The 13447-nt window shown below is 69.4% G+C and carries 7 protein-coding genes; 3 read left to right on the top strand and 4 right to left on the bottom strand.

Annotated features, from left to right (window positions below):
• Positions 1-765: GAF domain-containing protein (locus tag E3O19_RS06525; RefSeq protein WP_134566335.1), on the bottom strand; the 765-nt coding region annotated here is incomplete at its 3' end.
• Between the two features lie 165 nt (positions 766-930).
• On the opposite strand from E3O19_RS06525, the gene E3O19_RS06520 reads away from it, so the two are divergent.
• From E3O19_RS06520 to E3O19_RS06510, 3 genes are all read left to right on the top strand, one after another.
• Positions 931-2751 carry a flavin-containing monooxygenase gene (locus E3O19_RS06520; protein ID WP_134566333.1) on the top strand — a complete coding sequence of 607 codons (1821 nt, stop codon included), beginning with the start codon at positions 931-933 and terminating at the stop codon, positions 2749-2751.
• A 428-nt stretch (positions 2752-3179) separates the two neighbouring features.
• A complete protein-coding gene (locus tag E3O19_RS06515; RefSeq protein WP_134566331.1) occupies positions 3180-7070 on the top strand; it encodes a hypothetical protein in 3891 nt (1296 codons plus the stop codon).
• A 73-nt stretch (positions 7071-7143) separates the two neighbouring features.
• Positions 7144-11568: a hypothetical protein gene (locus E3O19_RS06510; RefSeq protein ID WP_134566329.1), complete on the top strand. Its 4425-nt coding sequence runs from the start codon at positions 7144-7146 to the stop codon at positions 11566-11568.
• Between the two features lie 256 nt (positions 11569-11824).
• On the opposite strand, the gene E3O19_RS17765 is transcribed toward E3O19_RS06510, so the two are convergent.
• The 3 genes from E3O19_RS17765 to E3O19_RS06500 all read right to left on the bottom strand — a co-directional run.
• Positions 11825-12088, bottom strand: a complete 264-nt coding sequence (locus tag E3O19_RS17765) for an A1S_2505 family phage non-structural protein (protein WP_478213369.1) — start codon at positions 12086-12088, stop codon at positions 11825-11827.
• 73 nt (positions 12089-12161) lie between these two features.
• The gene (locus E3O19_RS06505; RefSeq protein ID WP_241981239.1) at positions 12162-13058 is read right to left on the bottom strand and encodes a cytochrome c oxidase assembly protein; all 897 of its coding nucleotides are present in this window, start codon (positions 13056-13058) and stop codon (positions 12162-12164) included.
• Between the two features lie 186 nt (positions 13059-13244).
• Positions 13245-13447 (bottom strand): excalibur calcium-binding domain-containing protein (locus E3O19_RS06500; protein WP_134566327.1); only part of this gene is annotated, 203 nt, incomplete at its 5' end.

Here is a 13447-nt window from a genome sequence, read left to right as displayed (position 1 = left end):
GGCCGGACCGGTCGCGCCCGCCGAGCCGGCCGAGCCGGTCACGCCCGCCGGACCGGCCGGACCGGTCGCGCTGCCCGGGCGGGCTTTCATCAGTTCCTCGGCCAGCCGCACGCCGGTTTTGACCATGCGCATGCTGTCGACCGTGACCGTGTCGAGTGGCCCGGACACGTTCAGTACCCCCAGGAGCTCACCCGTGCGCTGGTCGCGGATGGGGGAGGCCGTGCAGGCCCAGGCGTGATGGGTGCGCACCAGGTGTTCGGCCGAAAAGAGTTGCGCGGCCCGCCCGCTGACCAGGACCTCGCTGATTGCGTTGGTGCCGATCCCGTGCTCGGACCAGTCCGCGCCCTCCACGAACTCCAGCCCGTCGGCCTGCCGCAGTATGGCCCGGCTGCCCACCCGCCACAGGATCTCGCCCTGCGCGTTGGTCAGCACCAGCAGGTGCCGCCCGGAGGCGGTCTCATCTGCGAGCAGCTCGGTGAGCGCGGGCATCACCGCCGCGAGGGGATGCCCGCCGCGCAGTGAGACCACGTCGGACACCTCGTGCAGGTGCCGGGGCAGATGTCTGTCCGGGTCGATCCCACCGGCCAGGGCGCGCTGCCAGGACGCCCAGATGCTCGGGCTGACGTTCGGCTGGGCTGCACCGGACAGCGCCAGGTCGTGGGCCCGTCGCAGCAGGACCGCATATTCTCCGGGTGAGGAGAACCGCAGGTCGGAGGGCGCCGCGAGGGCAAGGCCGCTGTCGCTTCCCTGAACTCCGTGAGGCATCTGCGCACTCCCTGGGTTGACCCGAACAATGTCAGCCGCAGTGGGTGTAACGCCCTTGTAACCCCCGCGGGTTTCTACTTGAGCGTGAGATCACGCCGAATCGTTTGGGGAAACCCTAGTACGCGCATCCGGCTGATCTCACTCAGCGCACACAAAGGAGTGAATATGCCTGAATCATCGCAACCCGGATCCCCGAAACCCGAATCACCGAATGAGGTCGTCGACCGCTGGCTCGCGGGCCTGGACGCGGCCCTGCAAGCCCGGGACATCCATGCCGCCCTGGCCCTCTTCGAGGAGGACAGCTACTGGCGCGACTTCGTCGCCTTCACCTGGAACCTCAAGACCCTCGAGGGTAAGGATGACATCCGCCGGATGCTGGACGCCCAGTTGGAGCACGTTCAGCCCGCCGGCTGGGTGCGCGCCGAGGATGCCACCGGTGACGCCGCGGCCGCCGAGGCCTGGGTCAATTTCGAGACCGGGCAGGCCCGCGGCTACGCGCACCTCCGGCTTCGGAACGGTAGATGCTGGACCCTGCTCACCACCATGCAGGAGCTCAAGGGCTTCGAGGAGAAGAAGGGCGCCAACCGTGAGCAGGGTGTGGCCCACAAGATCGAAAAGGGCCGCCTGTCCTGGCTGGAGAAGAAGATCGCGCGGGAGGACTCTCTGGGCTACGACGAGCAGCCGTACTGCGTCATCGTCGGCGGCGGTCAGGGCGGTATCGGTCTGGCCGCTCGGATGCGCCGGCTCGGCGTTCCCACGATCGTGATCGAGAAGAATGCCCGCCCCGGTGACTCGTGGCGCAACCGCTACAAGTCCCTGCACCTGCACGACCCGGTCTGGTACGACCACCTGCCGTACCTGAAGTTCCCGGAGGACTGGCCGGTCTTCGCTTCCAAGGACAAGATCGGGGACTGGCTGGAGCACTACACCCGCATCATGGAGCTCAACTACTGGTCGAGCACGGAATGCACCAAAGCAGCGTTCGACGAGGCCGCCCAGGAATGGGTGGTGGAGGTGGTGCGCGAGGGCCGGAAGGTGACCCTGCGGCCCAAGCAGCTGGTCTTCGCCCTGGGCGTGTCCGGGTATCCGAACACCCCGGTCTTCGAGGGGGCCGAGACGTTCGCCGGGCAGCAGCACCACTCGTCCAAGCACGAGGGCGGTGGGGACTGGACCGGCAAGAAGGCCGTCGTGATCGGCTCCAACAACTCCGCCCACGACATCTGCGCCGACCTCTGGGAGACCGGGGCGGAGGTGACGATGGTGCAGCGCTCCTCCACCCACATCGCTCGCAGCAGCGCGCTGATGGACCTGGCGCTGGGCGACCTCTACTCGGAGCGGGCCCTGGCCAACGGGGTGACCACCGAGAAGGCCGACCTGCTGTTCGCCTCGCTGCCGTACCGGATCCTGCCGGCCGCGCAGATCCCCGTCTACGAGGAGATGGCCCGGCGTGACGCCGACTTCTACGCGAAGCTCACCGACGTCGGCTTCGACCTTGACTTCGGCACCGACGGCTCCGGCCTGTTCCTGAAGTACCTGCGCCGCGGCTCCGGCTACTACATCGATGTGGGTGCGTCCCAGCTACTGATCGACGGCAGGGTCAAGGTCAAGTCCGGTCAGATCGACCGAATCGAAAGCGACGGGGTGGTCCTGGCTGACGGAACGGCCCTGGCGGCCGACCTGATCGTCTACGCCACCGGGTACGGCTCGATGAACGGATGGCTGGCCGACCTGGTCTCGCCCGAGGTCGCCGACCAGGTCGGCCGGTGCTGGGGCTACGGTTCGGACACGCCGAAGGACCCGGGGCCGTGGGAGGGTGAGCTGCGCAACATGTGGAAGCCGACCAACGTGGAGCGGCTGTGGATCCACGGCGGCAACCTGCACCAGAGCCGGCACTACTCCAACTATCTGGCGCTGCAGATCAAGGCCCGGATGGAGGGACTCGACACCCCGGTGTTCGAGCTCCAGGAGTCGCACTTCACGCACTGACCCACACCAGGGCCGCGCTCCCCGTTGCGGACAGAACACACCCGTGTGCCAGGTGAATTCACGATGTTTTGTCCGCAACTCGGCGCGGCGGAGTGGTGAGTTGCGGGGAAAGCACCTTCGCGGCGAAGACGAAGGTGCTTTTTGCGTGAATCAACCCGCAGCGCCTGCGCATCGAGCAACTTGGCGAGGAGCCAGAGGATGTTGCCGGGCGGACTTGTCACACCTGGGTCGCCGGGTGGGCTGATCTGCCGGTGCCATGGTCCCTGGCGCGACGACTGAACATTGACACTGCCGCCGGCGCGCACTAGATTGAGGCCGTCTGCGCCGGCGGATGCACTCCGGCCGTGCACCATCACCGTCGGTTGTCTCTGAATTGCCGCCTCCGTCCGTAGGGTGAACGTGGCGCGGTTTCTGCCTCGGGGAGCATCATGCCTCAACTTGAACCTCGTTTCGTTGCGGCCTTCAACCGCCTCTACCGTCCGGCCGAATCGGTCGTTGCGCGCCCCCTCGAAGATTTCGTCGGTATCCTCCCGCGGCCTGACCGGCCGCCGGTCGAATCGCTGCCGCCGGTAACCGTGCTCCGCTCGGTCGACCTGGTGAACCTCACGTTCCGGTTCGTGAACCTGGAGGTGTCGGCGGATGCCGCCCCGCACCTCGCTCGCGCAAACCCGCAGTCCCCGGCGTTCCTGATCGTGGTTTTCGGCCCGCAGCATCTGCTCGAGCAGGCGTTCTTCGACTCGGCCGGACCGGCGTTCACCGACACGAGCAGCTCCCCGCCCGACGTCCTGCCGAGCTCGGAGGCCCCGGCGTACCCGGTGAAGGCGATCCTGTCCGGGCCGAGCCGGCTGGTGTTCCGGGTCCAGGACGAACGCATCCCCTACACCGAGAACGGCTTGATCAGCGCGCTCGGACGACTGTCACTGAGCGTCGTTCCGCACGCCGAGACCTACTCTTCGCTGCTGACCTGGGAGGACGTGGCCCAGGAGTTCGGCGCCTTTCGCGGGCGGGGGAGGGTGGTCCTCGCCCCGCAGCCGTGGGCGGAGAACCTCCCCGGTGCCGCTCTGACCAACCTCGCGACCTATGCCGGGCTGCAGCGCATGGCGCGGCAGGTCGAGGCGCGGTTCGGCGCGTACAGCGCGGTGGCCGCGGTCACGGACCGGATCGGGGAGGTCGGAGACATCACCCAGGTCACCCCGGTCTTTCGGCCGGGGCGCAGGCCGAGGCGGCGGCCCCCGGTTCCGCGCGAGCCGGCCGGCACCGAAACGGCCATCGAACTCCCCTGGCGGCTGCAGCTGAGCCCGCACTCGGGGGGCGCCTTTGCCCACAGCGCCACTGAGGTCGAGCACGCCGGCCGGGTCGAGTTGTGGCACACCCGGCTGGGCACCCGGGTGGAGAGCGTGCCGGCGCAGCCCGGGGCGCCGGCGGAACCCGGCGACGCGCATCCGTCGGTCAACGAAACCGACCCGGCCACCAAAACAGTGCGCGCGGTCTGGACCCGCGAGTTCGATAACCCGGCGACGCCGTTCGAGTCAGGCAAGGTCACCCTGCCCACCGAGAGCGTCGGCGACCTCTCCACGCTGCCGCCATTCCGGGCCTCCCTGTCCCGCCGCGACCGCATCCAGATCGTGCACCTCACCTCCGATGCCCGGGCCCCCGGCATGCCGGTGACCTGGACCCCCACGCCGGTCACGGTCAACAACCTCATGTTGACCGCACTCGGCGGCTGGCTCGACAGCGAGGTCAGCTTTCCCCGCACGAACCCCTTCCTCACCCTCCAGGAGTGGAAACACCGCGTCACCCTGGGTCGCGACCACTACGTCAAGGTCGTCTACAGCGGGGTGCTACACCCGTTCGGGCACCGGGCCTCGCTTGTGAAGATCACCGAGCGCCGGGTCGCAGAGGGTGACACGCACGCCACCCTCTACCAGCGGATCTTCGTGGTCGTGCGGCAGCTCGAGAGAAGCTTCCGCGCCTCAGGCACTGCGGTGCACGACAACCGGATGCCGTTCCGCTGGGTGCGCATCCTCACCGAATCGACGCCCCCGCTCGCCCTCCCGAAGACCCTCTACCCCGGGGCCGGCGGCGAGATATTCGTACCGGAGATCGCCACCCGCGAGGCCATCGCGGGCGGGGTCTCGCCCGCCGGCGTCACGCCGTTCCGGTTCCGGATGCTCGCCAGCGATGTCGACAACCACCTGGTCGAATTCGAGGGTCCCCTGGTCTTCATCGAGGAGTCCGTGTTCGGCGGCCCAGTGGTCGCCGCGGCCGTGAACGCGGCGAACACGGCGGCCGGGGGAGGCCTGGCCTTCCCGATGCGCGGCCAGCGGATCGCCTACGCTCCGCCCGGCGACCCCGACGACACCACCCTCGTCACCGAGTCGATGGTCTTCGACGCCGACCTCGACGCCACACCGGCCGGCCGGACAGGCCAGAACTATATCCTCCCGGTGCTCCGGGTCGCGACCGCGGCTGTGCCGGCGATGAGCGCGTTCACCGGGCAGAGCGCCCCGCTCCTGCTGTCCTACCCGGATCCCTACCTGCAGACCGCGTTCACGGACCCGGCCAAAAACGGCGGCGAGGTCTTCCTGCAGTTGGCCCTTCCGACCGGAGCCCCGGCGGCGGCGGTCACAATGGAGTTCAACTCCCAGGCCGATCGCTCCGGCGGTTTCGTCAGCCCGAGCGTCGACGTCACGGCGCTGGCCCGCCGGGTCGGCCCGGTCGGCGGCGACCTCGGCCAACTGGCCACCAACAGGGCCAACTTCAACGTGGGCGGCATGTTCGGGCTCGACGCCGCGAAACTGTTCGGCATCCTTCCGCTGGCCGAGCTGCTCCCCACGGGCAGTGCCGGCGTGCTGCCGAAATTCGTCACCCAGGTGGTGAGCACGGTCACCGCCCTGCAGCAGGCGGTCGGCCAGGCGAAGGACTTCGCGACCGGCCAGGCCCAGGCCTTCGCCGCCGAGTCGGCCGCCGTGCAGCAGGCGGTCACCGACCTGGCCACGCACGCGGGGACGTTCCTCGACGCCGTCACCGCGCTGGCCCAGCCCCCGCACCCGGAGGCGGACTTCGCCGGCATCCTCGGAGACCTCGGCACCGCCGCCGTGTCGGTGCGGAAGGCCCTGACCGACCGGAGCCCGGCCCTCCCCCTGCCCCGGCCGGTCGCCGAGCAGACCGAGGCGCTCCTCAGCCGCCTCAGCCAGGCGGCGGATGCCGCCGCCGACGTCGCCACCCTGATCACCGGTTTCTATCGGGGGCTCGCCGTGCCGGAGGTGGTCAATGCCCGCCTCGACTGGCAGACGCCCCTGATCGACTGGCCGCCGGCGCCGGGCACCAAGATCTTCGTTCCCGGCGGCGACAAGCTGCTGCGCCTGTCGAGCGAGGTGCAGGCGCCGCTTTACGGCAGCGACCCCACCGCGCTGGTCTCCTGCTCGCTGCCGCCGTTCGACCTGCGGCTGATGGGCAGCACGCACTTCATCACCATTCGAGTCGCGGTGATGGAGTTCTCGGTGAAACCGGGCCACAAGCCCGACGTGAACGTGAGGCTCGAAGGCGACGGCAGGGGAATAGAGTTCGCTGGGCCGCTCGGCTTCGTGGAAACGCTCAAGAGCATCATCCCGTTCGACGGGTTCAGCGACCCGCCGTTCCTCGACATCAGCACCAGCGGCATCCGGGCGGGCTTCGACCTGGCAATCCCCGACCTGCCGATGGGCATCTTCGCGCTGACGAACATCCACCTGGGCGCCGAGCTGATCGTGCCGTTCATCGGGGAGTCGCTGGAGTTCCGGTTCTTCTTCGCCACCCGGGAGAACCCATTCCGGCTGCAGGTGGCGATCTTCGCCGGCGGCGGATTCTTCGCGATCACCATCTCTCCGAACGGACTCAAGGTGATCGAGGCCGCCTTCGAGTTCGGCGCGGCCGTCGCGATGAGTTTCGTGGTCGCATCCGGCAGTCTCTCGGTGATGGCCGGCATCTACTTCCGGCTCGAAATCACCGGGACGACGCAGAAGGTTCAGTTGACCGGGTACTTTCGGGCGCGCGGTGAAGTGGATGTGCTCGGCCTGATCTCCGCCTGCATTGAGCTGTACCTGGAGCTGAGCTACATCCAGGAGGGCGAGAACGCGAAGGCCATCGGCAAGGCCTCGATCAGCATCGAGGTGTCGGTGTGCTTCCTGTCGTTCTCGGTGTCGGTGTCCTGCGAGAAGAAGTTCGCCGGGTCGACCGGTGACCCGACCTTCCTCGACATGATGGGTCCGTACACCGACAGCCGGAACCGTCGGCTCGACCCGTGGCAGGACTACTGCCAGGCCTTCGCAGCCGAGTAACCGAGTAACCGAGTAACCGAGTAACCGAGTAACCGAGTAACTGAGTAGCAACCGAAACCGGGTAGGAGCCACCATGGGCGAACAGGCCATCTTCACCGTGATCCCGGCCGGGCGGCTACCCGAGAACGGAGAGCTCAAGGTGACCGTCTTCGTCACCCCGCGGCTCGACGTGACCGGGCTCGGCAACCTCGGCGAGTTCGTGCCGCTGGCCGCGTTTGAGGCCTTCTCCAACTGGCCGCGAACCGTCGACGGAGCGGCCTTCACCTTCGACATCGAGGGCTACGGCGCCGTGGAGGGCTTCCCCCTCGACAACGCCGTCCTGCCCGACAAGGATCTTTGGGAGCTCCTTTTCGGTCGTACCCTCGTGGGCGAGGCCGGCTTCCAGCACTTCGAGCAGGCGGTCGTGCACTCCTATCCGGTCGACGAGGTCGCCGGCGCGCTCACCCGGCTCTACCAGAGCGTCGCGGTCACCAGCCCGACCCGGTTCCCGCCGGTCACCCGCGGTCCGCTGCTGCAGGCCCAGGACGAGCTCCAGCTGCCCGCGCAGCTCTTCCGGGAGGGCTCGCGTCGGGAGGTCGTCGCGAACTACCTGACCAACCTGCGTGTCCAGTCCGACGGCAGGACGGATGCGAACGGGGTGTCCCTGGCCCGCTTTCTCGACATCGACACGGTGCCGCCGGCCGACCGCGAGAGGGTGGCCTTCGCCGCGGCGACCGCTTTCTATGACCGGCACGCCGACCCGCTGGGCCTCGCCGCGACCACCGCACACGCGCCCGAGCCGGTGCCGCCGGAGTTCCACAGCTTCGTCGCCCGCTGCGCCGACTACCCCGAGCTGCTGCGCCGGCTCGGACTCGCGTTCGACGTCTTCGTCAAGGACGACCCCGGCATCCCGGAATCAACGACCATCCGCGTGCGCGTCGACCCGGCCGGGGGCGTGTTGCGCGGCCTGCTCGCCCCCGGGGAGGCTCGGCCGGCCACGATCGCCCGGCACACCGAACGGGTCTGGGCGCCCGCGAGCCGGCGGGAAGACCCCGACGTGCGGGACGGTAGCCTCGTGATCGACCGCACCGCCGCGTTCTCGATCCAGCAGCTCGACCCCGACGGCTCCGCGTTGAAACTGGCGAACCTGCTCGGCACCCTGCGCCGCACGGTCGCCGACCTCACCGCGAGCGCGAACGCGAACAACAACGCGCCGTCCATGACACCGGATGCCTCGTCCCTCCCGGCCCTGAAATCCGCCGGAATCCTCCTCAGTCGCCGCAACCGGGCCGCCGGACTCGTCGGCCAGTTCGACCGGGCCGCCGACCACGAGCAGAACCATGCCGGGAACGGCGACATCCTCCTCGAGGTCATGGACCTGACCCGGGGTTATCGCGTCGACATCCAGGACCTCTCGATCGGGTCGCGCGAGTGGTTCTCGCTGCACCGGCGTGAGGGCGTCTACGAGACCGTCACCGGGAACGGCGAGTACGCGTCGCTGCCGGTGCAACCCGGGCCCGACGAGGCCTACCTCAAGGCGGCGAGCACTTCCAGCAACGAGCCGGTGGCGACGGCCGACCAGTACCTGCACGAGACGGTCGCCGGCTGGGATGGCTGGTCGCTCGCCACCCCACGGCCGGGCCGGTACCAGGGAGACTCGGAGTCGGTGCCCGGCGATGAGGTGCCGGAGGTTGCGAAGACCGGGTTCCCGCTCGCGGTGAGCTTCCGCCCGGTGCGCGGCTCGCTGCCGCGCCTGCGCTACGGGCGTAAGTACCGGGTGCGGGTGCGGGCCGTCGACCTCGCCGGCGGTTCGATTCCCGCCGACCAGCTCGACGAGACCCACGAACGGGATGTCGAGGGAACCTACCAGCGATGGGAACCCGTTCCCTCGCCAGCCGTGGTGCCGCTGACCGAGTTTACCGAGGGGGAATCGCTGATGCGGCTGGTGATCCGCTCCACGGCTGCCGTGAGCGCGCCGGACTACGTCGCGCTGAACCGGGTGACGGCGCTCCGCGGCCATGAACCTGCCGGCGACCTCGGCATCGTCTACCGCGAGCGAAACGAGCGCAACCTGGCCGCCCCGATCTCGAGCCTGCAACTGGCGGAGATCCACGGCATGCTCGACGCGGCACTTTCCGGCGACCCGGCCCGAATTGCCGAACAGTTCGCCGTGGCCTCGAAGGAGGCCGGCAGCTACCTGACCCTGCCCGGCGGGCGGGTCGTCAAGCACGCCGACCCCGGAGCGGCGCCGGCCCTCACCGGGTTAAAGTCGCAGACCCTCACCGACGGCGAGTACATCGTGCACAACCGACACGACCTGCCGTTGCCGTACCTGCCCGATCCGCTCGCTCGCGGCCTCTCGTTCCGGGCGCTGCCGGGCGACCTCGCGGCGCCGGGCGGCCCGGCGACCCGGCTGGTGCGCTGGCCGGGGGATCCGTCGACCTGGCACGATCGCCGGCCGGTGCTGCTGCGGATCGAGGAGGGCGACGCCGCGCCCGCCTTCGACGAGGCGACCCGGACCCTGGTCGTGTCGCTGCCGAAGGCGACCCTCGTGACCGTGCAGCTCAGCTCGTTCCTCGACGAGAGCGACCCTTGGCTGCTGCGGGTCTGGAACCTGATCGACCAGGACCAGGCCCCGGCCTCCGCCGCCCAGCTCGACGCCGTGCGCCAGGGCCTGCACTGGATGATCACCCCGTTCTCGGAGCTGACCCTCGTGCACGCCGTGGAGAAACCGCTCGAGAAGCCGGCGATCGTGCTCGGACCTGTCGGCATCGGCCGCACAGCAGCGGAGACCTTTGCCTGGCTGGCCGGCGCCGTGCACACCCACGCCGCGAGCACCGGCCGGATCGACATCGACGCGGCCTGGGCGGATCCTGTCGACGACGTGCTGAGCGCGGCGCCCGGTGAGGAGCGGAAGAGCGCGCACGTCGCCGACTTCCAGCTGGAGGCATCCGAGACCGACGCCCTGATCGACCGCACCGCGGGGCCGGCCGGCGGCCCGGTGGGCCCCCGGCACCAGGTGCGGCACGAGTTCGGGGATACCCGGCACCGGTACGTGCGCTACACGCCGACCGCAACGACCCGGTTCCGCGAGTACTTCCCGCCGGAAATCACGAACGTCCCCGCGCTGGTCACGAGCACGGGCGATTCGGTCACCGTCGACGTCCCCTCCAGCGCCCGTCCCGCCTCGCCCGACGTGCGCTACATCGTACCGACCTGGGAGTGGAAGACCGAACGGCTGCCCGTCGACGGCCGCCTCGCCGTGCGCCGGGTTCGTACCGGAGGGGGCCTGCGCGTCTACCTGGGCCGGCCCTGGTTCTCCAGCGGTCCCGATGAGCTCCTCGGCGTGGTCGTCGGCCTGCAGCCCTGGCTCACCTGGGTCGGCGACACGCGGGCCGGGGTCACCGGCAGCCTAGAGGCTCAGGCACTGGCCGACACCTGGGCGACGGCCGTGCTCGAACACGCGGAGGCGCCGGTGTCGGCGCGCACACCGCTCACCAACCAGGTGGTCACCCTCCTCGCGGCGCAGCAGGTCGCCGCGGCTGTCGCGGCAGCCGACCGGCTGGCCGCCACCCCGACGGCCCCGGTGCGGCGGGTGCGGGCGCGCACGTCTGAAGCCCGTTTCCTCGCCCTGGCACTGTCCGCCGTCGTGAAAGCGCGCAGGAAGGAGCTCGGTCTCGCCATCCGGGAGATCGGCGTCGACGCGCTGGGCCCCTACCTGTCCCTGTACCGCCGGACCGGCCCGGACGGCCTGAAGTTCACCAGCGTCTGGGGGTCCGACCCGGTGTACGAATCGGCACCGGTGGCATCCGGGCCATTCATTCACCAGTTTCCCCTGCGCACCGCGGTCGGTGACGCGGTGTCGCTGGCCGAGGTGGCGGGGGAGCAGGTCGCCGTGATCGGGCACCGGCCCGAGTTCGATCTGGAGCGCAGGCTCTGGTTCTGCGACGTGCAGATCGACGCCGGCGACTCGTACACCCCGATGGTGCAGCTTGCGTTTTCGCGCTATCAGCCGCACGCGGTCGCCGGGGAACACCTGTCGAAGGTGGTCAAGGCGGACTTCATTCAGCTGCTCCCGCGGCGCGAAGCGACGTTCGTGGCCACCCCGGATGCCACGGCCGTGGTGGTCACGCTGGCCGGCCCCGTGGGTGTGCCCCTGCACGCCCGGTCGCTGCCGAACGTGGCGAGCCGGGTGAGCGCGTCACGGCTGGTGCAGGCCTGGCTGGAGAAGCTGCCCAGCGGCGCGGCGTCAGACCTGTCGTGGGAACGGGTCGGGGCGAGCGTGACCCTGCCGGTGACCGTGACGCTCGCGCAGCTCCGGCGCACCCGTTATGACGACGTCGAGTGGGCGGGTGCCCTGCCGCTGCCCGCCGAGCGGCCCGCCGGTGAGCGTTGGCGGGTGCGCCTGACCGAGTACGAGAAGCACGTCGGGGACGCCCCGCAGACGGTCTTCGCCGAGAACGCCCGCGGTCGCTTCACCTGGCGGATTGTCTACAGCGACACGGTCGAGTTCGAGTAGCCACTCGCCACTCGCCGACCCAACAAGCGTGTGAGTCACGGGGAAAACACCTTCGTTGCGAAAGCAAAGGTGTTTATTCCGGAACTCAAGCCGAACGAGCCGAGGCTTAGGCGGCGATTGACGACACTTGCCGAGCCTCGATCAACTGACGAAGAATCTGCCCATCGCCCGCGGAGGGGGCCGGGGCGGTGGGTGCGGGCATCGCAAAGGAGCTGGAGCACGCCACGAAATGAGCGGTCACTCGGTCGGTTGGTTTCTAGTGGAACCGCTCCGGCAGCACCACGTTCGCCGTCGCCCCAAGGAACAGCGGAGCTCTCTGCGCCCGGGTGAATCCCGCGATACCGCAGCCGATCTCGGTGACGAGAAACCGCAGTCCCGGATGCTCCGCCGCGAACTCAAGGAAGCCGACGACCTCGACGCCAATCGTGTCCAACCCGCTCGTCGTATCGATCGCATACGACTGGCCGTGCAGGCCGTGGCCCTTTCGCCGCCCCGCCGCGACAGTGTGGGCGTTATGGATGCCGCGTGGTGAGTTGCGGAAAATGTACCTTCGCAGCGAGGACGAAGGTGCATTTTCCGTGACTCAACCCGCATCAGTCGCGGTGGGTTAGGCCGCTGCCCCGCAGGTGCGCGCGGGTGAGGGCCTCGACCTCCTCGTCGCTCAGGTCGTCGATGGACTTGGACTCCCGTCGCTCCACTTTGTTCCAGCGGATGAGCAGAATGATCAGCACCGGCACATCGAGAACCTCGGCCAGGAGCCAGAGAATGTCGCCGGAGAGCTGCTGGTCGCGCAGCGGGTTCGGGAACCAGCCGGGAACGACCCCGGGCACGGCCCCGACCCCGTCGAGCACGGCCTCGTTGATCCGCAGCAGGATGCCCGGGATCGCGTCGAAGACGAACGCCGCGAACGCGAGCACGAACTCCACCGAGACGAAGAAGCTCGTGTGCCGGGTGGTGTTCTCGATGATCGGGATCACAGTCAGCAGCCCGATCACCGGGATCAGGATGCTGACGCCCCACTGCCCGGCCAGGCTGCCGCGCACCACCCCGGAGAGCGGGGTGAGGAACATCATGAACAGGGCGAAGGTGAAGATCGGCTCGAAGACGGCGTTGCCGGTGAGCCGGATGAGCCACGAGTCGAGGAACCGATCCAGCCGGGCGACGGCCGCCTCACCGAGCGCGAGCCGGGCCAGCGCCACCGGTTTGCCCAGGCCGATGAACCCCGGAACGGCTACCAGCAGCAGCGCGATCCGGGTCGTGAACGCCCAGCGCAGCTCGGCGCTGTAGGCGCCGAGGAAGCCGAACGAGATCCAGGCGTATGACCCGAGGCCGAGCACGTAGAACCCGGCGATGCGCCAAACCGGCCAACGGATGCCGCGGCGGCGGAGCGCCACCAGCCCTCGTGCATAGAGCACGGCAACCAGCGCAAGCACGACCAGGGCGACGGGGTCCAGGTGCCAGGTGGTGAGGTAGGTCAGGAAAGGGGGCACTACCGTAGCATAAGGCAGCCAACCCCTACGAGCGCCGGGAACGGGTGCGCCGCCGACCCGATCGTAAACCGGCCCGATCGCCGACTACCCGATCACCAGCGATCCGATGGCCGATGCCCCGTTCCAGAGCGTCGGGAACGGGCGCGCCGCCGAGCCGAGCTGGGTTGCGCTGCTGGGTTGCGCGGGCTATTCGCAGCCGACCCCGTCGCCGTCCCGGTCGAGTTTGCGGGAGTAGCCCGGGTCGCCGACCCGGATGGGCGCGGCGCCCGCCGCACGCACCGCGGTGCAATTGGTAAAGGAGGCGCTGCCCGGAGCGACCGGCGCCGCGGGAGCGGGCGCCGCCGGTGCGGGAGCCGGGGCAGGCCCAGACCCCGGCGCGCCTGCCCCGG

The organism is Cryobacterium algoritolerans (assembly GCF_004402785.1).
GTDB lineage: Bacteria > Actinomycetota > Actinomycetes > Actinomycetales > Microbacteriaceae > Cryobacterium > Cryobacterium algoritolerans.
This window is presented reverse-complemented; position numbering and strand designations above follow the sequence as displayed.

Excerpts from the sequence above, each read along its gene's own strand:
- E3O19_RS06510 (WP_134566329.1), top strand. The coding sequence starts at position 7,144 with ATGGGCGAACAGGCCATCTTCACCGTGATCCCGGCCGGGCGGCTACCC.
- E3O19_RS06520 (WP_134566333.1), top strand. The coding sequence starts at position 931 with ATGCCTGAATCATCGCAACCCGGATCCCCGAAACCCGAATCACCGAAT.
- E3O19_RS06515 (WP_134566331.1), top strand. The coding sequence starts at position 3,180 with ATGCCTCAACTTGAACCTCGTTTCGTTGCGGCCTTCAACCGCCTCTAC.